The sequence below is a fragment of the Actinoplanes sp. L3-i22 genome (assembly GCF_019704555.1).
In the GTDB taxonomy this organism is placed as follows: domain Bacteria; phylum Actinomycetota; class Actinomycetes; order Mycobacteriales; family Micromonosporaceae; genus Actinoplanes.
In genome coordinates, this window is record NZ_AP024745.1 from 8,947,303 (window position 1) to 8,968,959 (window position 21,657).

A 21,657-nucleotide genomic window follows, 5' to 3' on the forward strand; every position below is an offset into this window, starting at 1 on the left:
CAAGCGTTCTGTCGACTATGCGACTGGGGGAACGACGATGAGGGTGCTGCACGTGATCAGCACTGCGGCGGAGGGCGGCGCCGAACATCAGCTCCGGCTGCTGCTGCGCCGCCTGCCCCACGACAGCGAGGTGGTCACGCTCTCCCCACCCGGCACCGAGGCCCGGGCCATCCAGGCCGGCGGGACCCCGGTGCACGAGCTGACCACCGCCTGCGACCGGGACCTGTCGGCGATCGTCCGGCTGCGCCGCCTGATCCGCCGCGGCCACTACGACCTGGTCCACACCCACCTGTACCGGGCGTGCGTGCAGGGCCGGATCGCCGCCCGGCTGGCCGGCGTCCCGCACGTGGTCGCCACCGAACACCACCTCGGCCGCCCCGGCGCCACCCGGCTCGGCCCGCTCTACCTGCTCAGCGAGCGGCTCGGCGAGATGACGATCGCGGCCACCAGCACGGTCGCCGACCGGCTGCGCGGCTGGGGCGTCCCGGACGAGCGGATCGCCACCATCCCGCGCGCCATCGACCCGTCCGAATACCGTTTCGACCCCGCGCTGCGCACCGCCGCCCGCGCCCGGCTCGGCGTCGCCGACGACGTACCGGTGATCGGCGTGACCGGCCGGCTCACCCCGGCCAAACGCTTCGACCTGCTGATCCGCGCGATCGCCGAGGTGCCCGCGGCGGTCCTGCTGCTGGTCGGCGACGGCCCGGCCCGCCCCGCCCTGGAACAGCTCGCGATCATCGAGGACGTCGCCGACCGGGTGCTGTTCACCGGCGCGGTCCGGCACCCGCGCGAGATGCTCTGCGCGATGGACGTCTTCGCCTCCCCCGACCAGAACACCTGGGGGCTCGCGGTGCTCGAGGCGATCGCGGCCGGCCTGCCCGCGGTCTACGCCGCGTGCGCGCCGCTGGAGGAACGGGCCGCCGCCCGGCTCCCGGTCCGCGGCACCCACCGGCTCTCCCCGCACGACCGGGAGTCACTGCCCCGGACCCTGCGCGCGGAAGCCCTCTGCTTCGCCGAACGCCGCGGCGCCCGGCTGCCGGCCCGCACCGCCGGCCTGCGCTACGACGCCGACCACCTGGCCGCCGCCGTCGAGCAGGTCTACGAACGGGTCACCCTGACCGAGCCGGCTCCCGGGCCGTTCCGAACACCAGGCTGCGGACGCGCTCCGAACGCATGAGCCGATGCCACGCCACGAACCCGAAAATCGTGCCGATGGTGTTCGAGAGCAGGTCGTTCACATCCGCCCAGCGGTTCCCGTGCACGGTCAGAATCATCACCAGCTGGGTGATCTCGATGCACAGACTGAGCAGGAACCCGATCCGCACCACCCGCAGCTTGTCCGCGATGCCGAAATTCACGTGCAGCAGCGCGGCCAGCGGCAGCGTCATCATCATGTTCAGCACGAAGTCCCGCCGCCGCATGCTCAGCGTCGGGATCAGCAGAATCCGATAGGTCTCCGGCGGCCCGGCATCCGGCCCCCAGGCCAGGTGCATCGGCAGCATCGTCGCGCCGAGGACGGCCAGCCCGTACCAGGTCAGGGCCCAGACGGCGAGCAGGCGGCGGGTGCTGAGCTGCCCGCGGCGGCGCAGCCAGAGGTAGGACAGCACCATCAGGATGCCACCCAGCGGCAGCAGCACCGGCAACGCCGGCACCTCGAACTGTTCACCACGCATCGAAACCCACGCTACGCGACCCCGTCACGGCCTTCCCATGATCCGCCGGTAGATCCGGTGCTCACTCCAAACCAAGATCAAATTCTTTATTGCCTCGGTCCGCCGGGGTACAGATCGTCGCTCCCGCGGGGACCCTTCCGGGCCTCGCAAGGGCGCGGGGCGCCCAGAACACGAGACCCTCCAGGGCGACGTCCGAGGGTGGGCACGGTTTCAAAGGACCCACGCAACCCGACTGCCACCCCAACCCCCAGCCGCGCCTCCCGGCCCCGGGTCAGCGGAGCCAGCCCTCTTTGCGCGCGATGCGAATGGCGTCCAGGCGATTGCGGGCCCCGGTCTTGGCGATCACCGCGGAAAGGTAATTCCGCACGGTACCCCCGGAAAGGTAAAGGCGACCCGCGATCTCCTTCACCGACTCGCCCTCCGCGGCCAGCCCGAGCACCTCCAACTCCCGGGTACTCAGCCCCCGATCGGTGTTCAGCGACGCGGCCTGCAGCATCGGCGACACCACCCGCTCCCCCGCCGCGAGCCGGCGCACGGACTCCGCCAGCGACGACGACGCGGCACTCTTGAGCAGAAAGTTCAGCCCCCCGTTCCACCGCCGGGGCGGCAGCATCCCCCGCTTCGACGGATCACAGAGCAGCAGCATCGCGCAGGACGGAATCGCGGTGTGCAACTCGTCCGCCATCGGAAGGACCTGACTCACCATGTACTCGGTGTCGATCACGATCACCGCGGGCCAGAGCTGAGCGGCACGCTGGGCGAGCTCCGGGTTGATCGGCAGCGTGGTGACGTAGTGCATGTCCGGTTCGGTCTCCAGGAACGTGCGCACCGGGACGCCGAAGTACCCCTCGTCTCTCACCACCAGGACCCGGATCATCACACCACCCTCGTCGACGGGCGCCCGGCCCGAGGCCGGGCGCCGACCCCGTCTGGAACCCTCGACGCACTAATTCTTAGATGACTCGTGGCCCATTCTGCGAGTACCGCACAAGTCGATCCGATAAAGATCTTTAACGGCACGACACAGCGCAGGTCATAACGCATTAGTGCCACCACCGACGAGCGCGAGGCACGTAGATAACGTAACCGCCCGAAACCCCGTACGCACGTTCTGTCGGCCGTTCGACGGAGTCAAGTCCACCAGATCAACGAATCCACCGACCGAAACGTGCAAGTCACCCCCCGGTTACCCGCAGGAAATTAGCTCCAAAGCCCACTAATTCCGCATTTTCCGGACATTCACTTTCACATTCCAACCACCCCCCAATCCCCAATATCATTCACATCCCCAAACCAATCCCAAATTCCCCCACCACCCCCGACCGATTCCGATCACCAACAATCGATCACTCCCCAAACCCCCCCATCCCCCACCCCCACAAAACCAGCCGCAGAGCCAGACCACCCAAGACCCACCCCACCCGGCCCGGCCCAGCGCGGCCCAGCGCGGCCCAGCGCGGCCCAGCGCGGCCCAGCGCGGCCCAGCGCGGCCCAGCGCGGCGCGACCCAGCGCGGCGCGGCGCGGCCCAGCGCGGCCCAGCGCGGCGCGGCCCAGCGCGGCGCGGCCCAGCGCGGCGCGGCGCGGCCCAGCGCGGCGCGGCGCGGCCCAGCGCGGCGCGGCGCGGCCCAGCGCGGCGCGGCGCGGCCCAGCGCGGCGCGGCCCAGCGCGGCGCGGCGCGACCCAGCGCAGCGCGGCGCGACCCAGCGGTGCTGGCCACGGTCGCGGCGAGGATCGATATGAGCGCGCCGACGGCCCTGATCCCGGCATCTTGAGAACGGCGGCGCCGAGCCCGGCCCCGTTATCCCCCTCCCGACGGTGCCGCTTTCCACTGATCAACATCTCGGGAGACGCGCGCCGCGGCCAGCACGCCCAGCCCGTCGGCGGCCCAGTGCACGAGCGCCGGAGCGACCAGGCCGCCCCCGACCGCCCGCAGCAGCCCGAGGACCACGCCGGCCACCCCGGTGACGATCGCGTCTGTCCACGGCCGCCCCGGGGCGAGATGCCAGAGCCCGAAGAGCACCGCGGTCACGCCGGTCGCCCAGATCGGACCGTGATCACGGTCGATCAGCCCCCACAGCACACCGCGAAACGCGACCTCCTCAAAGACGACCGTGGCCAGCGGAACCGACACCAGAGCGGTGAACCACGGACGGGGGTAGGACACCCGAAAGAGCCGACGAGCAGCCGGAACCCGGACCGCGACGGCGTACCCGATCGCGACGACGGCGACTCCACCCAGGCCGTACCCCAAGCCGGAAAGCCTGAGCCCCGCCTGGCTCGAGGTGAGGCCGGAGACCGCGATGAGCAGCGCCGCGGCCGCAGGCCCGGTGATGGGCTGGGCCCAGCCCGGACCGAACCGCGCCCAGATCCGGACCGCGACGATGATCGCCAGAACCGCGATGAGGACGCCCACCGCCTCACCGTAAATCGGTCGACGCCATTGCGCCCGCCGGGTAATTTCGACGCGACCACGACAGGAAAGGGGGACCCGATCATGTGGACCCCCGTGTCGCGATTCGACCTGATCCTCGTGTCTGGTGTGCCCGGTCCCGGCCGCGCCACCGGGGCTGGACGTCCCTGACCGCCTGGTAGTTCTCTCGCCGGCGGCCGGGTGGGCGCACGTCCACGACCGATCGGAATCGAAAGAACGAACCATCATGCGTGTCCGCAATCTCGGCATTCTCGCCCACGTCGACGCCGGCAAGACCACACTCACCGAGCGCATTCTCTTCGCTACCGGCATGACCCACAAAAAGGGCGAGGTGCACGACGGTACGACCGTCACCGACTTCGATCCACAGGAGCGCGACCGTGGGATCACCATCTTCGCCGCGGCCGTCAGCTGCGACTGGGCCGGTCACCGGCTCAACCTGATCGACACGCCCGGCCACGTCGACTTCTCCGACGAGGTGGAGCGGTCGCTGCGCGTGCTGGACGGCGCGGTCGCCGTGTTCGACGGGGTGGCCGGGGTCGAGCCGCAGTCCGAGGCGGTGTGGCGGGCGGCGGATCGCTACGGCGTGCCGCGGATCGCGTTCGTCAACAAGCTGGACCGCGCGGGTGCGTCGCTGCCGGCGGTGGTGGAGTCCATCCGGGAGAAGCTCGACGTCGTCCCGCTGGTCGTCCAGTTGCCGATCGGCAGCGAGGGCTCCTTCCGCGGTGTGGTCGACCTGGTCCGCATGCGGACGATGACGTGGGTTGACGGGGTCATGTCCGAGGAATCGGACACCTCGGTGGAGACTCGTGCCGCACGCCGCGCTCTCGAAGAGCAGGTCGCCGCCATGCACCCGGCCGCGTTGGAGGAGTTGGGCGGCATTTCCGACGACACCCTGCGGACGGCGCTCCGGGACCTCACCGCCGGCGGCGAGGCGACGGTCGTCCTCTGCGGCTCCGCCTACCGCAACAAGGGCATCGAGCCCCTGCTCGACGCCATCGTCGATTACCTCCCGGCGCCCACCGGCGACGCGGAGAACGATCTGGCCGCCCTGGTCTTCAAGGTGCACACCACGAGGACCGGCCGGCTCACCTACCTCCGCCTCTACGACGGCGCGATCGCGAAAGGAGACACCGTGTGGGACGCGGGCTCGGGCCGTACCGAAAGAATCGCCCGCATCCTGCGGGTCCAGGCCGACCGGCACACCGAGATCGACCGGGCCGTGGCCGGGGACATCGTCGCCGTCGCCGGGGTGAAGTCCGCCCAGGTGGGGGCCACGTTCTCCACCCGGGCGCGCCCGGTCACGCTGGAGGCGCCGCGGATCACCGAACCGCTGGTCTCGGTCGCTGTCGAGGCCCGCACGCGGCTCGACGCGCAGCGCCTGCCGCAGGCGCTGGCCGCGTTGGCCGAGGAGGACCCGTCGTTGTCCGTCCGCGTCGACGCGGAGACCGGCCAGACCCTGCTGTCCGGTCTGGGTGAGCTGCATCTGGAGGTCGCGGTGGAGAAGCTCCGGCAGCGCACCGGCCTGACCGTCACGACCGGGCGCCCGCAGGTGGCCTACCGGGAGACCGTCCGGAGCGGTGTGACCGGCCTGCTTTACCGGCACGTGAAGCAGGACGGTGGCGCCGGCCAGTTCGCGCACGTCGTGCTGGACGTCGCGCCCGGCGAGGGCTTCACCTTCCGGTCCGCGGTGACCGGCGGGCGGGTTCCGGCCGAGTACATCCGGGCGGTCGAGGCGGGCTGCCGGGAGGCGCTCGCCACGGGCCCGCTCGGCGGTCACCCGGTGGTCGGCCTGCGGGTCACGCTCACCGACGGGCAGACCCACCCGAAGGACTCGTCCGAGCTGGCGTTCCGGACCGCCGGCAAGCTGGGCCTGCGCGCGGCGCTCCGCGCCTGCGCGATCGACGTGCTCGAGCCGGTCGCGGAGGTCACGGTCAGTGCCCCGGCGGAGACGCTGGGCGCGGTCCTCGGCGACCTCGCGGCCCGGCGCGGCCAGGTCACCGATTCGGCGGTACGGACGGTGACCGCGCTCGTGCCGCTGGCCGAGTTGTTCGGCTATGCGACACGGTTGCTCAGCCGTACCCACGGGCGCGGCACGTTCACCACCCGCCCGGCCGGTTACCGCCCGGCGGCGTGAGCTGTCGACGGGTCCCGGTGCGTCCCGCGCACCGGGACCCGTCTCCCCCGTCCGGCTCATCCGACGGCCTCGAGCTCGGCCGGGTGAGCCGGCGTCATGGCACGCATCCGCCGGGCGACGTACCAGAGGATCCCCAGCGCCGCGAGGGCGTAGACGATGTGACTGGCCAGGTCGAGCAGGCCGGTCGCACTGTGCATGAAGAAGGTGTGCCACGAGTAGGTGAGCAGCGCCCCCGCCACGATCGCGTACCGATGCCACGGGCCCCACGCCGCCCGCCGCGACCAGACGCCGACGAGCGTGAACGTCCCGGCGATCGCCACCAGCATCGCGGTGACCCCGGCCCAGGTCGGCAGCCACGACATCGTCACGCTCATGAAGATCGCCCCGCCGGCGATCCCGGTGGCGAACACCACCCACGGGCTCGGCACCGCTCCCGGCCGGCCGCCGGCCGGCCTGGGCAGCAGGAACGCGACCACGATCAGCACCAGCGCGACGGCCGTGATGACGAGCGCCTGCTTCGGCGACTCCAGGAAGCCGTGGCTCAGACTCGGGTCGGTCCGCGTGCTGTTCCACATCGCGAACCCACCGGCCAGCATCAGTACCGCGGCCACCGTCACGCCGAGCCGGCCCAGCCACGGCTCGGTCCGCCGCGAGCTGCCCTGCTCGACCAGCGCGATCGGCACGCTGATGCTCCACACCATGTGCAACGTGGCCACGAAGATCACCCAAGGCGCGGCGGTGCCGAGAGCCGGAATATAGCCCGGATCGAGCAGATGCTGGTCCAGATAGTCCTTGTTGACCAGGGACTGGGTGACCAACCCCTCCTCCAGCACGCCGTAGGCGAGCCCCAGCATGATCATCGTCGGCCAGCCCCGGCCGGTGCGCCGGGCCACCTCGCGGATCAGCACCGCCGCACCGCCGTACATCGGGGCGAAGACGATGATCAACGGCAGCAGGTTGAGTGCGAAGTCGCCGAGGAAGAACTCGCCGACCAGCGGGGCGAGGAAGAAGAGCGCGAAGACCGGCGTTCGGCGTCGCATCAGCGTGGTCCTTTCGGCGAGCGGATCGATGCGGCAAACGCTAGATCCGGCCGGCGGGCCGCGCGTCGGACCGAGGTCTGAACTTCGCCTTCATCCCTGGGGTCGACAATGGACGATCTTGTACACCCCTGGGTGGACGCCGGGGTTCAGACCTCGGTCCGACGCCGGCGGCTGCCCTGGAAAGTACGGTGTGCGTGTGTCCGAGACTCCGCATCGCATCGGCCCCGAGTGGGCGTGGGCCCTGAACGCCGGGCGTGCCATCACGCTCGTCGTGCTGGCCGCCGCCACCGTTGCGCTCGCCGCGCCGGAGCACCGTCTGCTCGCGGTGGGCGCCCTGACAATCAGTCTGTGCGGCTCGGCGTACGGCTTGCGCCACGGCCCCGAGCAGTGGGTCCAGCGCCTGATCGGCCTGGCCCTGTTCGCCGCCGGCGGGGTCACCCTGCTCGCCGTGGACGGTCGCGCACCCGGCTGGCTGGCCTGCGGCGTCGCGATCATCGCCGGGCTGGCCCGGCTCCCGGCCCGGGCCGGGCTGATCTTCGCCGGCACGGTCGTCGTCGCCACCTGCCTCGCGCCCCTGGCCCGCGGCGACGACCGGGACGTCCCGCTGATGGCCGCGATCTGCGGGGCCGCCCTGGTCGTCGCCGTGGTGGTGAGCGGCGCGCGGAACCGCGCGGTCACCGCCGAGCAGCTCCTCGACGCCGAGCAGTCGGCCCGCGAGTCCGGCGCCGAACGGGACCGGCTCGCCGAGCGGCAGCGGATCGCCCGGGAGATCCACGACATCCTGGCGCACACCCTCTCCGCCCAGTCCGTCCAGTTGGAGGGTGCCCGCCTGCTGCTCGACCGCGGCGCCGACCCCGCGGACGTGCGGGAGCGCATCGTGATCGCGCAGCGGATGGCGCGGGACGGCCTGGAGCAGACCCGCCGGGCCGTGCAGTCGCTACGCGGCGACGCCCGGCCACTGACCGAGGTCCTGCGCGCGCTGGCCGGCGACGCCGACGCGAGATATGCGGAGTCCGGCACGCCGTGGCCGCTGCCCCCGCCGGCCGCCCTCACCGTGGAACGCGCCGTCCAGGAGGGCCTGACCAACGCCCGGAAATATGCTCCCGGCGCGACCGTCACGGTGACCGTCGCCTACGCGGAGGACGCTCTGCGGGTGGAGGTGCGGGACTCCGGCGCGACGACCCCGCCGGTCGAGCCACCCGGCGGCGGCTACGGCCTCACCGGCATGCGCGAACGCGCGGCGCTGATCGGCGCCGACCTGCTCACCGGACCGGACGGAAAGGGATACCGGATATGTCTGACGCTGCCCAGGAGCGGCCCCTCCGCGTCGTCGTCGCCGACGATCAGCGCATGGTCCGCGACGGCATCCAGCTGATGCTCTCGCTGGTCGGCGGCGTCGACGTGGTGCGGCTGGCCGCCGACGGCAACGAGGCGGTCGCCGCCGTCGCCGCGTGCGATCCGGACGTCGTGCTGATGGACCTGCGCATGCCGAACTGCGACGGGGTGACCGCCACCCGCCGGATCCGGGCCGAGCATCCGCGCACCCAGGTGGTCGTGCTGACCACGTTCGCCGACGACACCGACGTGTTCGACGCGCTGCGGGCCGGCGCCCGCGGCTACCTGACGAAGGACGCCGGCGCCGAGGAGGTGGAACGCGCCCTGCGCCGGGTCGCCGCCGGCCACGCCGACCTGGATCCGTCCGTCCAGCGCCGGCTGCTCGGCTGGCTCCCCGACCGGCCCGCGTCGTCGCCCGCCGGGGGTGGTCCGGCTCCGGACGGGCTGACCGATCGGGAGTTGGACGTGCTGCGCCTGATCGGCAACGGCCTGTCGAACGGGGAGATCGCCACGCACCTGCACGTCTCCGAGTCCACGGTGAAGACCCACGTGAACCACCTGTTCGCGAAGATCCGGGTCCGCGACCGAGCGCAGGCCGTCACCTACGCCTTCCGCAACGGCATCGCCTCCTGACCACCGCCACCCGACCAGCACGCGAGCGCCCGGGCCGGGCACCGCCCGGGTGCAGGCCGGGCAAAGGCGGGCCCGCATCCGGGCGAGGGCGGGCAGGGCGCTGCACGAAGGCGAACCGCGCGCCGCGCGCCGCGCGAAGGCGAACCGCGCGCCGCGCGAAGGCGAACCGCGCGCCGCGAAAACGGACCGCGCGCCGCACGAAGGCCGACCGCACGCCGCGCGAGGGCGGACCGGTCTCGGAGGAGCGGGACGGCCGGGAGATCAAGCGGCCTCTGAGGAGCGCGGCGGCCGGGAGGTCAGGCGGCGGTGACTCCGGCTGTTGTCACCGGCGGCTCGGTGGGGCCGAGGTGGAGCTCCGTGCGGGCAGGCTCGACCGGGAGCGGCGCCGCGCCGGCGCCGGATTTCGGCAGCGGGCGGCGGGGGTGGACCCGGCCCGAGCTGCCGCCGCGCCCCGGATAGACCAGCAGCCCGTTGATCGGATCAGGCACCGCGTCCAGCGCGGCCCGGACCGCGGGAAGCGCGTGGAACTCCGCGAAACGCTCGTCGGCGCGGAACGCGATCTCGAAGAGCACACCCCACGAATGGCGATGCCACTCCCAGTCATAGGCCCCGTGCGTCACGGCGGCCTCGACCAGCGCGTTGCCGAATGAATCCTGCCAGCGGGCGGCGGAGGACCGCGGCCCGTCGAATACCTCGATCGACCACCAGTGCAGCTCCATGCGATCCAATGTACGACCGGATCGCACCCGCGAACGGGCCAGATTTTCACGGTCACAGGCCCGAGCGCCGAGCCGGACAAGCCACATCACAGGCCCCACTCCCGAACCTGACAAGCCACATCACAGGCCCGGCACCGAACCCGGCAAGCCACGCCACAGGCCCGATCCCGAACCGGACAAAGCCACGTCGCAGGCCCCGGTGTCGAACCGGGCAAGCCACCCTTATGAGGGGCGGGCGGGCGCCGGCCCGCCTGCGATGACCCCACAGTGGATGCCACATATCGTGCCCCCGGCTGGACTCGAACCAGCGACCCCGGCGCTCGGAACGCCGTGCTCTCTCCACTGAGCTACGAAGGCGGGTGCGCGCCCGTATGAAAGCGGGCGCGCAAACGTCCCCGGCTGAAATCCGGGAACGCGGGCGGCGCGGCCTTTCGGCAGAACGCGCCACCGGAAGAAGCGCAGTACGCGCCTCCAGAAAGCAGGAAAACCAGCACGCGAACCGTTCGCCCCCGAGACGACGGGCCACGTGCCAAAAAGGGTGCCGGGCCGGATTCGAACCGAGCGCCTTCCGGATCCACAGTCCGGTGCTCTACCGCTGAGCTACCAGCACCGTGCCCGAACCAGGGATCGAACCTGGGACCTCCCCGCTGTGACCGGGGCGCTCTCCCGCTGAGCTATCCGGGCGGGAAAATCCACGACGCCGTCCGCGAGGGAAAGCGCACCGCGGAGGAGGTGGGATTCGAACCCACGGGACCCTCCCGGGCCCACGCCGATTCCAGCGGCGATTCCGAAGCCAGGCCGGCTCCTCCAAGACAAAAAACCCCAAACCGATTGCGACGTACGCCGTAAGCAGCGCGGACGGGATTCGAACCCGCACATGCCCTGGGTGAAAACCAGGTGACTCTCCCTATTCGTCCACCGCGCCATGCGTGCCTCGAGCTGGTGTCGAACCAGCGGCCTCCGCCTTGTCATGGCGGCGCTCTCCCCCTGAGCTACCGAGACTGGGAGCAGGGGCGGGATTCGAACCCACGATTTCCGGCTTATGAGACCGGCGAGGACGACCGAACTCCTCCACCCTGCACGTGCGCCGCCAGGGACTCGAACCCCGAACCCGCTGCTTAAGAGGCAGCTGCTCTACCCATTGAGCTAGCGGCGCGTAGACGGAAACGGCGCGATTCGAACGCGCACGAGGCATCTCTGCCTCCAACCGCTTTCGAAGCGGCGGCCGGCACCCATCGGCTGGCGTTTCCACAGAACTACGTCGGATCGGCCGGATTCGAACCGGCGTCCTCTCGCTCCCGAAGCGAGCGCGCTGACCAAGCTGCGCCACGACCCGTTGCACAAAAACCAAAAACCACGACCGACTGCATGAAACGTCGGGATGGCGGGATTCGAACCCACGGCCCCCGGTACCCAAGACCGGTGCGCTGACCAAGCTGCGCCACATCCCGAGAGTGTCGCCGGGTGGGCTCGAACCACCGGCCTCCGCCTTATCAGGGCGGCGCTCCAACCGACTGAGCTACGGCGACACGTTGCGGAGAGTGAGAGATTCGAACTCTCGGTGGGGGCCGGAGCCCCCACTGCGGATTAGCAATCCGCCGCCTTAGACCGGACTCGGCCAACTCTCCGAGGCGCCCTGTGCCGGGATCGAACCGGCGACCTCGCGCTCGACAGGCGCTTGCTCTTCCACTGAGCTAACAAGGCAAAACTGAGCTGACAAGGCAAACTGCGCTAACAGGCTGACCAGGCAGCATGTGCTGACAAGGCAACGTGGACCCGGCCGGATTCGAACCGGCCGCCTCCGCTGTGCGAGAGCGGCGCTCTACCAGAATGAGCTACGAGCCCTTGGACGTACGTACCCGGAGCGCGATTCGAACGCGCACTTCCACCGTTCTGAGCGGTGTGCCTCCTGCCGTTGGGCTACCCGGGCGGGACAAACAATGGTGCAGAGCCGGAGGCGGGACTCGAACCCGCTGCCTCTCGATTACGAAACGAGTGCACGACCAGTCGTGCTCCACCGGCATGATGACGTCGCTGCGGGCGGAGGATTCGAACCTCCAACCTTCCGGTTCAGAGCCGGATATGCTGCCGAATTGCACCAGCCCGCATCACATGAGTAAATTCAGAGTGGTTACCGGGATTTGAACCCGGGACCTCCGCCATGGCGAGGCGGCGCTCTTCCCGCTGAGCTACAACCACATCGTCGCCCGTCCGGGGGTCGAACCCGGTCTTCCGGATTGAGAGTCCGGTGGTCTAACCTTCCGCAGCCTCACGGGCGCTGCTCACGACGTACCCAATAATGGTTTTGATTTTGATGTGACGTGTCCCCGGAGAGATTTGAACTCCCGACCCCCAGGTTCGTAGCCTGGTGCTCTTTCCGCTGAGCTACGGAGACATGATGGTGTTCGCCGGCCGCCGGCGGCAGTGCTGCCGACGGCCGGAACATCAAGATATGTGTCATCCACTGTGGAGTTGTCAAAGAGCATGACGAAGCACGGGCAGCAGGATTCGAACCCGCAACCAACAGTTTTGGAGGCTGTTGCTCTACCGTTGAGCTACACCCGTAGGGGAAAAGAAAAACCGCCCGGTCCCGGATCGGGAGGGCGGCTGACCGACGCTAGCGGAATTGCTAGCCTCGCCACCACTCCGGACCACTCTTCGGTTCACGGTGAACCGGCAGATCCATGATCAGACTCATCCGGGGCTGACCCGATCGCGCCGCGACGCCCTCGGCTCGCAGCGTCTCGCGCTGCGGCTTGCTGGAGGTTTGCCACCGCATGATCTTCACCCCTTCCCTGATCGTTTCGCCGCCCGGCCTTTCGGCCCGCCCGGCTCGCTTGTGATGACTACGTTAAGCCGTCGTGCCAAGACCGGCAACGCAATTAATCGCCGAATCTGAAATTGATCGAGTTCACCGGCCGACCGGGCCGGACCGGACCCGCTGCCGCCGCCCCCTATGCGTCCGGGGTGAAGTTAGGCTACCCTAACTTCACCCCGGAGGGGCGCACGAAAAAGCGGCACGGTCATGGCCGCATGCGGCCGTGACCGTGGATGGAGCAGACGCCGGGCCCCGCTGCCCGGGGCCCGGCGTCTTCAATTTCTCGTGGATCCCGGAGCTCAGACCTCGACCGGGGTGAGCTCCGGCAGCACCGCGGGCGTCGCGGGGACGGCCGTCGTCCGGCGCCCGGCCGGGACCAGCAGCGCGACCAGGAAGGCCAGCGCGCTGGCGACCGCGAGCAGCAGGAACGCCTCGGTGTAGCCGGACTCGGCGGGCAGCCCCTGCGGGCCGACGTGCCCGGTCACCACCGAGCTGACCACCGCGGTGCCGATCGAGGCGCCGATCGTCCGGATGTTGGTGTTCATCCCGCTCGCCACGCCGGTCTGGTGCATCGGCACGGCCTGCACGATCAGGTTGATCATCGAGGAGTAGAGCAGCCCGAGCCCGATGCCGAAGACGCCACCGGTGACCGCGACGACGGCCCGGCTGTCGTGGCTGAGCGCGAGGGTGAGCGCGGCCAGCGTGCCGAGCCCGGCACCGATCAGGAGCTGCGCCTTGTTGCTGACCCAGCGGGTGAGCGGGCCGCTGATCGAGCCGAACACCGCCATCGTCGCCATCATCGGCAGCATCAGCAGGCCGGCGGTGGTCACGCTGGCGCCGAAGCCGTAGCCGGTGCTCGCCGGGACCTGCATGAGCTGCGGCAGGAACGCGAAGACGCCGAACATCGCGGCGCCGAACAGCAGCGACACCAGGTTGGTCGTCCAGACCGCCGGCAGGCGCATCATCCGCATGTCGATCAGCGGCTCGGCGGAGCGCAGCTCGGTCGCCATCCAGCCGGCGAAGAAGATCAGGGCAAGAGCAAACAGGATTAGCGTACGGCCGGAGGCCCAGCCCCAGGTCGCGCCCTTGCTCAGCGGCAGCAGCAGAGCGACCAGCCAGCCGGCGAGCAGCACCGCGGAGAACCAGTTGATCCGCCCGCGGGCGCCCGTGGGGGACGCCGGGATCACCCGCCAGGCCGCGACGGCGACCAGGGTGACGGCGATCATCGGGATCCAGAACAGCCAGCGCCAGTCCAGCCAGCCGACGATCGGGCCGGCCAGGACGATGCCGAGCCCACTGCCGCTGGCGATGACCGCGGCCAGGATGCCGATCGCCGAGGAGACCCGGTGCGGCGGGTAGACGTCCCGGATGATGCCGAACGAGACCGGGAAGACTGCGGCGCCGAGGCCCTGCACGACGCGGGCCGCGATGAGCACGGTCACGTTCGGGGCGATCGCGGCGAGCAGGCAGCCCAGCGCGATGGCGCCGAGCGCGACCAGCAGCGTGCGGTCCTTGCCGATCATGTCGGCGATCCGGCCCATCAGCGGGGTGGCCACCGAGGCGGCCAGCAACCAGGCGGTCAGCACCCAGGTGACCGTGCCGGGGGTGGTGTGCAGGTCCTGCTGGATGGTCGGCAGCACCGGGGTGACCAGTGACTGCATGAGGGCGAACGCGGCGGCCGCTGCGGCCAGCACCGTAAAGGTGACACGCGGGGTCGCCTGGTAAAGTCGAGGCATGCCTCCAGATTAGTGGAGGACCCCCTCCGGTTAGCAACTGGATTACCGGTGCGGGTGATGTGAGGAGGGTCTCGATGCCTGACGTGCCGGTCGCGGCGCGACGCCCCCAGCGGGCCGACGCGCGGCGCAACTACGACGCGCTGCTCGCCGCCGCCCGCGACATCTTCGCCGAGAGCAGCACGGACGCCTCGCTCGAAGAGATCGCCCGGCGGGCCGGCGTGGGCATCGGCACGCTCTACCGGAACTTCCCGACCCGGCGCGACCTGTTCGAGGCCGTCTACGTCGAGGAGATCAACCAGCTCAGCGCGGCCGCGCTCGCCGTCGCCGACCAGCCGCCGTGGGAGGCGCTGCGGACCTGGCTGGACCGCTTCGTGCAGTACGTGGTGACCAAGCGCGCCGTGGTCGACGCGCTGAACCGCGAGTCGGAGCTGTTCAAGTCGTGCCGCGTCACCATGTACGCGGCCGGGGAGCCGCTGATGGACCGGGCGCGCGCGGCCGGCGAGGTCCGCCCGGAAGCCAGCTTCGACGACGTCCTGCGCATGATCTCCGGCCTGGTCTCCGGCACGTTCGTGGACGAGGAGCAGCGCGCCCGGGTGCTGGATTTCGCCCTGGACGGCATCCGCAACCGCGGCTGAACACCCGGGCGACCGCCCGCCGCAGCCTGCTGCCCGCGGCCCGACAAGTGCCCCGGGTCCGATCGAGCCGGCCGCTGCAGACCGCAGCCCGGCACATGCCCTGTCCCGACCCAGCCGAGCCGAGCCGCCCGACGCGGACCGCAGCTGCGACCGCGACGCCGGCGATCCCGGCTGATCCTCAGCGGTGTCTCCGGGCGCCCGATGCACCCCCGAAATCAGCCGAGTCGGCGCGGCCCGCTCATGATCTTGAGACTGGCGACCGACACAACCCACCCACCCCACAAGGGGGAGCGCCCAACGTCCATTGTCGCAAGGGCGGCCATGATCAGGTGGGTGGGCTGTGGACAGAGCGCCGGTGTGGATATCAATCCACGACAAAGCTCGGTGAGGTAATAGACGGCGACGCTCCCCCGCTCGAGTCCGCCGCCGCGCGGGCCACGAAGCGGAACAGCACCTTCTTCGTGCCGCGCTTCATGACGATGCCGAGGATCCCGTCGCTTTCCGCCGTGATCACTCCCGCGCCGTCGCTCTTCCACGACTTCCCGCTCTTGTGCTGCAACGTCACGGTCACCTTCGCGGCCCGGGCGGGCAGCACCCGGAACGCGGCCAGGACCGCGCTCACCGACTTGTAGTGGACGACGCCCTTCTTGCTGGTCCCGCGCAGCATCGTGACCGACATCAGCGACGGCGTCTTGAACGTGGCGGTGCCCGACGAGGCCAGGTATGTGGCGTCGGCGCTGGTGGTCGCGGTGACGGTGCCGTTGCCGCGGGCCGGCACGGTCACGGTCGCCACGCCGGACGTGTTCGTGGTCGCCTTGCGCGTGGTGGTCGCGCCGGCCTGGGTGACCGCCACGGACACGGCTGCTTTCGGGCGCTGCGGCGCCCGTACCGTAATCGTCAGGTTTTTGCCGTAGGCCTTCGCCGCCGCGACCGTGACCGACACGGTGGTCTTGACCTGGCCGGCGGTCGGCGTCGCGACCAGGTAGGCGGTCGTGGCCGGGCCGTCCTGCGCGAGCGAATAGATCGTCGACCCGTCCGCGGACCAGGACGCCTCGTGCGCGAGGCTGCGGTACGACGTCGTGCCGGCCGGCTCGGCCCGGACGACCGTCTCGCCGGTGGACGCGTCGAAGATGTGCACGGCACGGGCGTCGTACATGGCGTTGAGGATGCCGGCGAAGCGTTTCTCGTCCGGAGCCCAGGCGACCGCGTCGGGGTAGGCGCCGGTGGTGAACCGGCCGGCCAGGGTCATCGTCGTGGTGTCGTAGCGGGCCACGCCGTACCCGTTGGAGTAGTCGGTCGCGATCACCTGGCTGCCGTCGGCGGACATCTCGGCGTCGTAGACGAACTGGCCGAACTCCACCTGCGCGACCTTGGTCAGCAGGCCGTCGTCACCGATCGTGTAGCCGGTCATGCCGGCGGTGGAGTCGGTCGCGTAGGCGACGAGGTGGCTCCCGGCCGCGGTCACCGCGTCGATCGACGAGTCGGCGAGCACGCTCTTGTCGGTGTGGTCGGTCAGGTCGAGCCGGCCCACCCCGCCGGAGCTGTCTCCGCAGGTGTAGGCGTAGTACAGCGCGTCGTCGACCACCGACGACTTGCCGGGGCAGCCCTGCGACGTCCACGAGTCGAGCACCTCGCCGGCCGCCGACACCTGGGCGATCTTGTTGGCGCTCGACTCGGAGACGTAGACGGTGTCGCCGTCCGCGCTCGGGGTCAGCCCTTTCGCGCCGAACAGGCCGGTCACGGTCTTGTGGACCTGCCCGGTCGGGGACGTGATCAGGACGCTGTTGCCGGCCGCGATCCACACCTCGGAGCCGACCGTGAGCACGTCGGTCGCGGTCTCGGTGGTCGGCAGGGCGTGGCGGATCGGGCTGGTCGACGCCGGGTCGGCCTGCGCGGCAGCGGGGACGGCAAGCGCCCCGGCAACCAGGACGCTACCGATCAGAACTTGACATCTCATATCCCTCGGTTCGGAGGGCCGGCTTCGGAACTGAGCCGCTGACGATCAACGCGAGCGCCGCCGCGTAGGTCGTCATCACCAGCACGCCGGCCGCCGGCAGGTGGATTCCTGCTGCTCCGATGCCGATCAGCAGGTCGGAGACGAGGAACAACGCGCCCCCGGCGGCGGTGCGGCGGGAGACTCCGACGGCTGCGGCGGCCATCGCGGACAGCGCGAGGCTGTAGATCAGAATCGGTCCGCGGAGCGCGCCGAGGTGGTTCCAGAGCAGGGCATTAACCAAGATCCAGACTAGACCGTACGTCGCAAATGCCCAGATTTTTGGTGTCGCCGCCCGAAGGAAGGCGGTGAGGAAGCAGAGCTGTGCGCCGAGAAAGAACCCCATCCCGGCGAGGAACGTGGCCTGTCCCGGGATCAGCAGGGCGATGTCGCCGAGGAACGCGAAGACCAGGCCGGCCGTCAAGGAGGGCGCGACGAGTGACCGGAAACCAGATCAGGATCGGCGCGAGCAGCGGCTTGGCCACCCACTGGACCGGCGTCCAGCCCGCCGCCACCGCGACCACCTCGACGAGCGCGACCAGCCCGAACAGCCCGAACGGGATCACGGCTGCCAGCCCGGGCGGCCGAACACGTAGCCGAGCCGGTGCCGCCAGGAGACGGCCGAGCGCAGGTCCCGCCAGATCGCGGCGTACTCGTGGGTCGCCACCTTGAGCGGGTTGTACGTGGTCAGGTTCGTCGTCAGGCCGTACCTGACGGTCTCCCCCTCGGGCTCGAAACTGCGGAACATCCGGTCCCAGATGATCAGGATGCCGCCGTAGTTCCGGTCCAGGTAGGGGTCGTTGGAGCCGTGGTGCACCCGGTGGTGCGAGGGCGTGTTGAAGAACCACTCGACCGGCCGCCACATCCGGTTGATCCGCTCGGTGTGCAGGAAGAACTGGTACGCCAGGCTGATCGACTGCTGCAGGAAGATCATCCACGGCGGGAACCCGAGCACGGCCAGCCCGAGCCAGAACGGCGTCGCGGTCATCGGCGTCCAGCTCTGCCGCAGCGCGGTGGACAGGTTGAAGAACTGGCTGGAGTGGTGCACGACGTGCCCGGCCCAGAACACCCGGACCTCGTGGTGCAGCCGGTGGAACCAGTAGTAGGCGAAGTCGTCGGCGAAGAACAGCAGCACCCAGACCCACCAGTCGTGCGCGTCGAGCTTGAACGGGCTCAGCACGTACAGCCCGGCGAAGGCGACCGCGGTGAGCAGCTTCCACGGGATGCCGATCACCTGACTGCCCGCGCCCATCGACAGGCTTGTCGCGGTGTCCCGGGTCTCGTAGCCGCGCTCCTCGTCGTCCGGCAGGAACCGGAACGACAGCGCCTCCATGACGATGAGCAGCAGGAACGCCGGTATGGCGTAGACGACGGCGGGGATCAACGGACGTTCTCCTTCGCGTGCAGGAGGCCGCGCGCGACCTGCTCGGCCTCGGCGGCTTCGCCGGCCTCGATCAATGCGGCGAGCTTGCGGTGGGCGGCGACGTTCAACAACTCTTCGGTACGCAGGTGGGTCGGCACGTGCCCGACGGCCAGGGTCCCGGCGGTGAGGCTGTTGAAGGCCAGCAGGTACGCGATGTTCCCGGAGCCCTCGACGATGCGCCGCCAGACCAGCAGGTCGGCCGGCCCCATCAGGGCCAGGTCGGGCACCGCCGCCGCGTAGATCTCGACCGCGGCGACGACGTCGCGCCGGGCCTCGGAGGTCGCGCGGAGGGCGCACAGCCGGGCGGCGTCGGCCCCGATCGTCGCCCGCATCTCCAGCACGTCCCGGGACAGCGTCTCGACCGGCAGCACGTCACCGGCCATGGCCAGGTCGAGCCCGGCGTGCTCCCGCCAGTCGAGGACCCGGGTGGCGCCGCCCTGACTGACCTTGACCAGGCCGAGCTGCTGCAGCCGGCGCAGCGCCTCGCGGATCGCGTGCCGGTTGACCTCGAACGTGGTGGCCAGCTCACGCTCGCTGGGCAGCGCGTCGCCGGCCGGGTAGCGGCCGCCGACGATGGCGTCGCGGAGCCGGCCGAACACGTGGTCGGAGACGGACTGCCGGGGTGCGGGATCGAAGTCCATGCGCGGCAGTGTGCCCCGCCACACGTCAACCCGTCAACTGGTTGGACCAGTCAGTCTCGCCCGCCGAGCCAGCGCGGCCGGCGCCGCCCGGGCCGCCGCTTGCGGCCGCCCCCGGCGTGCCGGATCAGCACCGCCCGGCCCGCCGCCTTGTCGTCGGCGGTCGCCCCCGGCGTGAACAGCAGCAGGAACGCCAGCGACACCTCGATGGTCACCGGCCGCCAGGCGCGCACCGCGGCGTCCAGCCGCTCCCGGACCAGCGCCCGGACCTCGGCCCGCGCCTGCGGCTCCACCTGGTAGGTCGCGGTGACCAGGGCGAACAGCGCCGCGTCGGTGACCCAGTCCTCGACCCCGAAGGCCAGGTCGACCAGCACCCGCCGCCGGGTGGACGTGGCCCACGGCTCGTCCTTCGCGTGGTGCAGGATGCCCAGGCACACCCACGGCTGCAGCCGCCGGTACCAGTGCAGCGGGTCCTCCGTGGCCAGGAACCGGTTGGCCGCGTTGTCCGGCGGTTCCGGCGCGTGCGCGAGCAGGCCGAGCAGGTCGTCCAGCGGCAGCTCACCCAGCGGCGTGGCCGCGCCGTAGGCGGACAGCAGCGACGGCCACGGCCCGTCGGCGACCTGGTGCAGGATCCGGATCGCCTCGGCCGACGGCGCGGGCACGGCCGACTCGGGCTCGCTGCCCCGGTAGCGCCAGACGGCAAACTCGCCCGGGCGGGCCGGCACCCGCAGATCCGGCGCCGGGAACGCCTTGACCTCGATGACGATCGGGCCGGCCGCCCGCTGGACCGCGGCCAGCGCACTGGCCGGCTCCCCCGCCGACAGCACGAGCCGCGCGGCGTCGACGTTCTCGCCCTTCGCCCGCCGCAGCACCACCTCGGTGCCGATCCGGACGGCGACCTCGTTCGCCATCGGCACCAGGTTGAGCCAGAGCCGCTCCTGGCAGGCCATCGCGAAAATCAGCTCGGTGGCCGCGCACGCGCCCGGGTCATCGACGATCGCGACCAGGTCGGCCACGTCGCCGGCGTCCCGGAACCGGAGCGCGTGACGCGCGGCGTCCGGATGCGAGAACTGCGGGTCCTCGATGAGTTCGCGCAGCCTGAGTTCCACGTTTTCCCAGATCACGGCCGGGAGCATAGTTGATCATCAACGGCCGGCGGCGCCCGGTGGTTCCGGAAATATTACCGGCTTGTTTCGAAAACTGTTCGGGATTCGTCGATGCGTTCGTACGGTTCCGGCATGTTGCGAAGATGGGTGGCCGCCGTCGCGGCGCTGACCACGGTGGCACTCGGTGTGGCGACACCGGCCGCCGCCTCGACCTTCACGCCGGCCGACGGCAGCCGGCTGCTGTTCATCGGGCAGTCCACCACGGCCGCCTGGAACGACTACACGTCGACCGCGCAGGCGCCGGCCGGCGGCTCGGTGTATTACGAGGTCAAGTCCGGCAACTGGGTCAACGACGGGCACCGGCAGTACGCCGAGCTGCTCGCGTCCCAGGGGAAGTCGGTGCAGATCGGGGTGTCCTGGAAGGACAATCCGCCCGGCTTCACCGGTGGCGACGAGAACGCCAAGGCGGCGCGGTCCCGGCAGGTCACCGCGGAGCTCGGGGCCGGTCAGTACACCGCGCAGTTCGACCGGCTGATCGCGTTCGTCAACCAGTACCCGCGGGCGAAGTTCTTCCTGCGGCTCGACTACGAGGTGTCCAGTTTCTACCACTGCACGGATGCGAGCTGCACGTCGTACAAAAGCGCGTTTGCTCGTTTGAAGGGTTTGATCGATGCCCGGAAGCGGCAGGACAACGTCGCCTACGTGTTCCACCCGGTGCGCGGGGAATTCGAGCAGCTGTACCCGGGTGACGCGGTGGTCGACTGGATCGGGGTGTCGATCTTCGCGCACGAGCTGTGCCTGCCGATCTACGACAACGGCTATCGGTACAACGGCACGCCGCCGCAGAACTACGACGTCGGCGCGCTGCAGTGCCGGAACGCGTACCTCGGGAAGGATCAGTTCGGGAACCCGGCCGCCGTCTGGCAGAACTTCGACTACGACGGCAACGTCCTGAAGATGATGCGGTTCGCCAAGGACCACGGCAAACCGATGATCGTCGCCGAGTCCGGGATGATGAACTTCACCGACAACGGCTCGGACACCCGCGGCCTGGAGGCCGCCCGCGGCGACCTGTGGGTCAAGCGGCTCTTCGGCCTGATGAGCTATCGCGGGCCGATCCCCAACGAGTCCGGCACCTATGACCTGAGTCAGGTCATCAGGGCCGCGGTCTACATCGACCTGGACTTCCGGTACGGCTGGGACGGCATCGCCGACGGCAGCTTCGACTTCCCGGTCAACTCGACGTGGTTCGTCGACGGGCGCCTCTCCCAGTACGCGAACGCCCGCTCCTCGTTCTGCGCGGGCCTCACCGCGCAGCGTTTCACCACCCCCTGTTAAG

At 70.4% G+C, this 21,657-nt stretch carries 17 protein-coding genes and 22 tRNA genes; 6 read left to right on the top strand and 33 right to left on the bottom strand.

Annotation, left to right across the window (positions count from 1 at the left end; translation table 11 throughout):
* The first annotated feature begins 52 nt into the window (after nucleotides 1-52).
* A complete protein-coding gene (locus L3i22_RS40125) occupies nucleotides 53-1,177 on the top strand; it encodes a glycosyltransferase (RefSeq protein WP_255657530.1) in 1,125 nt (374 codons plus the stop codon).
* On the opposite strand, the gene L3i22_RS40130 is transcribed toward L3i22_RS40125, so the two are convergent.
* The 3 genes from L3i22_RS40130 to L3i22_RS40140 all read right to left on the bottom strand — a co-directional run bounded on the left by L3i22_RS40130 (nucleotide 1,110) and on the right by L3i22_RS40140 (nucleotide 4,087).
* Nucleotides 1,110-1,673, bottom strand: coding sequence for a VanZ family protein (locus L3i22_RS40130; protein WP_221322686.1), 564 nt, complete (start codon nucleotides 1,671-1,673; stop codon nucleotides 1,110-1,112). The two genes, L3i22_RS40125 and L3i22_RS40130, sit on opposite strands and share 68 nt — an antisense overlap.
* Nucleotides 1,674-1,944: 271 nt before the next feature.
* Complete coding sequence (locus L3i22_RS40135; RefSeq protein ID WP_221322687.1) at nucleotides 1,945-2,550, bottom strand: response regulator transcription factor; 606 nt, start codon at nucleotides 2,548-2,550, stop codon at nucleotides 1,945-1,947.
* Between the two features lie 922 nt (nucleotides 2,551-3,472).
* Complete coding sequence (locus L3i22_RS40140; RefSeq protein ID WP_221322688.1) at nucleotides 3,473-4,087, bottom strand: CPBP family intramembrane glutamic endopeptidase; 615 nt, start codon at nucleotides 4,085-4,087, stop codon at nucleotides 3,473-3,475.
* A 244-nt stretch (nucleotides 4,088-4,331) separates the two neighbouring features.
* Between L3i22_RS40140 and fusA the strand changes: the two genes are divergently transcribed.
* Nucleotides 4,332-6,242, top strand: a complete 1,911-nt coding sequence (fusA, locus tag L3i22_RS40145) for an elongation factor G (RefSeq protein WP_221322689.1) — start codon at nucleotides 4,332-4,334, stop codon at nucleotides 6,240-6,242.
* 56 nt (nucleotides 6,243-6,298) lie between these two features.
* On the opposite strand, the gene L3i22_RS40150 is transcribed toward fusA, so the two are convergent.
* Nucleotides 6,299-7,282 (bottom strand): hypothetical protein, encoded by a 984-nt coding sequence (locus L3i22_RS40150; RefSeq protein ID WP_221322690.1) that lies wholly within the window; start codon nucleotides 7,280-7,282, stop codon nucleotides 6,299-6,301.
* A gap of 196 nt (nucleotides 7,283-7,478) precedes the next feature.
* Here L3i22_RS40150 and L3i22_RS40155 point away from each other — a divergent pair, with 196 nt between their 5' ends.
* Together L3i22_RS40155 and L3i22_RS40160 are read left to right on the top strand one after the other, a co-directional pair.
* Nucleotides 7,479-8,657: a sensor histidine kinase gene (locus L3i22_RS40155; protein WP_221322691.1), complete on the top strand. Its 1,179-nt coding sequence runs from the start codon at nucleotides 7,479-7,481 to the stop codon at nucleotides 8,655-8,657.
* Complete coding sequence (locus tag L3i22_RS40160; RefSeq protein ID WP_221322692.1) at nucleotides 8,576-9,250, top strand: response regulator transcription factor; 675 nt, start codon at nucleotides 8,576-8,578, stop codon at nucleotides 9,248-9,250. Before L3i22_RS40155 ends, L3i22_RS40160 begins: the two co-directional genes overlap by 82 nt.
* 296 nt (nucleotides 9,251-9,546) lie before the next feature.
* Here the strand turns inward: L3i22_RS40160 and L3i22_RS40165 are convergent, their stop codons facing one another.
* The 24 genes from L3i22_RS40165 to L3i22_RS40280 form a co-directional block, all read right to left on the bottom strand.
* Complete coding sequence (locus L3i22_RS40165) at nucleotides 9,547-9,969, bottom strand: hypothetical protein (protein WP_221322693.1); 423 nt, start codon at nucleotides 9,967-9,969, stop codon at nucleotides 9,547-9,549.
* Nucleotides 9,970-10,253: 284 nt separating this feature from the next.
* Nucleotides 10,254-10,326 (bottom strand) — tRNA-Arg (locus tag L3i22_RS40170).
* A gap of 180 nt (nucleotides 10,327-10,506) precedes the next feature.
* Nucleotides 10,507-10,579 (bottom strand) — tRNA-His (locus L3i22_RS40175).
* 2 nt (nucleotides 10,580-10,581) lie between these two features.
* Nucleotides 10,582-10,653: transfer RNA gene (locus L3i22_RS40180), tRNA-Val, on the bottom strand.
* A 40-nt stretch (nucleotides 10,654-10,693) separates the two neighbouring features.
* Nucleotides 10,694-10,778 (bottom strand) — tRNA-Ser (locus tag L3i22_RS40185).
* Between the two features lie 41 nt (nucleotides 10,779-10,819).
* Nucleotides 10,820-10,894 (bottom strand) — tRNA-Glu (locus L3i22_RS40190).
* Nucleotides 10,895-10,899: 5 nt separating this feature from the next.
* Nucleotides 10,900-10,971 (bottom strand) — tRNA-Val (locus tag L3i22_RS40195).
* Nucleotides 10,972-11,050: transfer RNA gene (locus L3i22_RS40200), tRNA-Met, on the bottom strand.
* A gap of 2 nt (nucleotides 11,051-11,052) precedes the next feature.
* Nucleotides 11,053-11,125: transfer RNA gene (locus tag L3i22_RS40205), tRNA-Lys, on the bottom strand.
* A 5-nt stretch (nucleotides 11,126-11,130) separates the two neighbouring features.
* A tRNA-Ser gene (locus tag L3i22_RS40210) sits at nucleotides 11,131-11,219 on the bottom strand.
* An 11-nt stretch (nucleotides 11,220-11,230) separates the two neighbouring features.
* Nucleotides 11,231-11,305: transfer RNA gene (locus tag L3i22_RS40215), tRNA-Pro, on the bottom strand.
* A 40-nt stretch (nucleotides 11,306-11,345) separates the two neighbouring features.
* Nucleotides 11,346-11,420 (bottom strand) — tRNA-Pro (locus L3i22_RS40220).
* Nucleotides 11,421-11,424: 4 nt separating this feature from the next.
* A tRNA-Ile gene (locus L3i22_RS40225) sits at nucleotides 11,425-11,498 on the bottom strand.
* Between the two features lie 6 nt (nucleotides 11,499-11,504).
* Nucleotides 11,505-11,597, bottom strand: a tRNA-Ser gene (locus L3i22_RS40230).
* A gap of 4 nt (nucleotides 11,598-11,601) precedes the next feature.
* A tRNA-Asp gene (locus L3i22_RS40235) sits at nucleotides 11,602-11,673 on the bottom strand.
* A gap of 67 nt (nucleotides 11,674-11,740) precedes the next feature.
* Nucleotides 11,741-11,814: transfer RNA gene (locus L3i22_RS40240), tRNA-Ala, on the bottom strand.
* An 11-nt stretch (nucleotides 11,815-11,825) separates the two neighbouring features.
* Nucleotides 11,826-11,899 (bottom strand) — tRNA-Leu (locus L3i22_RS40245).
* A gap of 19 nt (nucleotides 11,900-11,918) precedes the next feature.
* Nucleotides 11,919-11,991 (bottom strand) — tRNA-Thr (locus tag L3i22_RS40250).
* A 12-nt stretch (nucleotides 11,992-12,003) separates the two neighbouring features.
* A tRNA-Gln gene (locus L3i22_RS40255) sits at nucleotides 12,004-12,077 on the bottom strand.
* Nucleotides 12,078-12,095: 18 nt separating this feature from the next.
* Nucleotides 12,096-12,168 (bottom strand) — tRNA-Gly (locus L3i22_RS40260).
* Nucleotides 12,169-12,172: 4 nt separating this feature from the next.
* Nucleotides 12,173-12,247: transfer RNA gene (locus tag L3i22_RS40265), tRNA-Glu, on the bottom strand.
* A gap of 44 nt (nucleotides 12,248-12,291) precedes the next feature.
* A tRNA-Arg gene (locus tag L3i22_RS40270) sits at nucleotides 12,292-12,364 on the bottom strand.
* A 98-nt stretch (nucleotides 12,365-12,462) separates the two neighbouring features.
* Nucleotides 12,463-12,534 (bottom strand) — tRNA-Trp (locus tag L3i22_RS40275).
* A gap of 552 nt (nucleotides 12,535-13,086) precedes the next feature.
* Nucleotides 13,087-14,523 carry an MFS transporter gene (locus L3i22_RS40280; RefSeq protein ID WP_221322694.1) on the bottom strand — a complete coding sequence of 479 codons (1,437 nt, stop codon included), beginning with the start codon at nucleotides 14,521-14,523 and terminating at the stop codon, nucleotides 13,087-13,089.
* Between the two features lie 74 nt (nucleotides 14,524-14,597).
* On the opposite strand from L3i22_RS40280, the gene L3i22_RS40285 reads away from it, so the two are divergent.
* Nucleotides 14,598-15,158 (top strand): TetR/AcrR family transcriptional regulator, encoded by a 561-nt coding sequence (locus L3i22_RS40285; protein WP_221322695.1) that lies wholly within the window; start codon nucleotides 14,598-14,600, stop codon nucleotides 15,156-15,158.
* Nucleotides 15,159-15,522: 364 nt separating this feature from the next.
* Here the strand turns inward: L3i22_RS40285 and L3i22_RS40290 are convergent, their stop codons facing one another.
* The 5 genes from L3i22_RS40290 to L3i22_RS40310 all read right to left on the bottom strand — a co-directional run bounded on the left by L3i22_RS40290 (nucleotide 15,523) and on the right by L3i22_RS40310 (nucleotide 20,336).
* Nucleotides 15,523-17,115, bottom strand: coding sequence for a YncE family protein (locus L3i22_RS40290; protein WP_221322696.1), 1,593 nt, complete (start codon nucleotides 17,113-17,115; stop codon nucleotides 15,523-15,525).
* Entirely contained in the window at nucleotides 17,090-17,575 is a 486-nt protein-coding gene (locus L3i22_RS40295) for a lysoplasmalogenase (protein WP_255657531.1), read from the bottom strand. Before L3i22_RS40295 ends, L3i22_RS40290 begins: the two co-directional genes overlap by 26 nt.
* A gap of 138 nt (nucleotides 17,576-17,713) precedes the next feature.
* Nucleotides 17,714-18,535 (bottom strand): sterol desaturase family protein, encoded by an 822-nt coding sequence (locus tag L3i22_RS40300; protein ID WP_221322697.1) that lies wholly within the window; start codon nucleotides 18,533-18,535, stop codon nucleotides 17,714-17,716.
* A complete protein-coding gene (locus L3i22_RS40305; RefSeq protein ID WP_221322698.1) occupies nucleotides 18,532-19,215 on the bottom strand; it encodes a FadR/GntR family transcriptional regulator in 684 nt (227 codons plus the stop codon). Before L3i22_RS40305 ends, L3i22_RS40300 begins: the two co-directional genes overlap by 4 nt.
* Before the next feature lie 50 nt (nucleotides 19,216-19,265).
* Complete coding sequence (locus L3i22_RS40310; protein ID WP_221322699.1) at nucleotides 19,266-20,336, bottom strand: hypothetical protein; 1,071 nt, start codon at nucleotides 20,334-20,336, stop codon at nucleotides 19,266-19,268.
* A gap of 114 nt (nucleotides 20,337-20,450) precedes the next feature.
* On the opposite strand from L3i22_RS40310, the gene L3i22_RS40315 reads away from it, so the two are divergent.
* Nucleotides 20,451-21,656: a hypothetical protein gene (locus L3i22_RS40315; RefSeq protein WP_221322700.1), complete on the top strand. Its 1,206-nt coding sequence runs from the start codon at nucleotides 20,451-20,453 to the stop codon at nucleotides 21,654-21,656.
* Nucleotide 21,657: the final 1 nt, after the last annotated feature.

What these genes read in the sequence shown, in the direction of transcription:
- L3i22_RS40130 (WP_221322686.1), bottom strand. Translation starts at nt 1,673, where the DNA reads ATGCGTGGTGAACAGTTCGAGGTGCCGGCGTTGCCGGTGCTGCTGCCG.
- L3i22_RS40135 (WP_221322687.1), bottom strand. Translation starts at nt 2,550, where the DNA reads ATGATCCGGGTCCTGGTGGTGAGAGACGAGGGGTACTTCGGCGTCCCG.
- fusA (WP_221322689.1), top strand. Translation starts at nt 4,332, where the DNA reads ATGCGTGTCCGCAATCTCGGCATTCTCGCCCACGTCGACGCCGGCAAG.
- L3i22_RS40150 (WP_221322690.1), bottom strand. Translation starts at nt 7,282, where the DNA reads ATGCGACGCCGAACGCCGGTCTTCGCGCTCTTCTTCCTCGCCCCGCTG.
- L3i22_RS40160 (WP_221322692.1), top strand. Translation starts at nt 8,576, where the DNA reads ATGTCTGACGCTGCCCAGGAGCGGCCCCTCCGCGTCGTCGTCGCCGAC.
- L3i22_RS40165 (WP_221322693.1), bottom strand. Translation starts at nt 9,969, where the DNA reads ATGGAGCTGCACTGGTGGTCGATCGAGGTATTCGACGGGCCGCGGTCC.
- L3i22_RS40280 (WP_221322694.1), bottom strand. Translation starts at nt 14,523, where the DNA reads ATGCCTCGACTTTACCAGGCGACCCCGCGTGTCACCTTTACGGTGCTG.
- L3i22_RS40285 (WP_221322695.1), top strand. Translation starts at nt 14,598, where the DNA reads ATGCCTGACGTGCCGGTCGCGGCGCGACGCCCCCAGCGGGCCGACGCG.
- L3i22_RS40290 (WP_221322696.1), bottom strand. Translation starts at nt 17,115, where the DNA reads ATGAGATGTCAAGTTCTGATCGGTAGCGTCCTGGTTGCCGGGGCGCTT.
- L3i22_RS40305 (WP_221322698.1), bottom strand. Translation starts at nt 19,215, where the DNA reads ATGGACTTCGATCCCGCACCCCGGCAGTCCGTCTCCGACCACGTGTTC.
- L3i22_RS40315 (WP_221322700.1), top strand. Translation starts at nt 20,451, where the DNA reads ATGTTGCGAAGATGGGTGGCCGCCGTCGCGGCGCTGACCACGGTGGCA.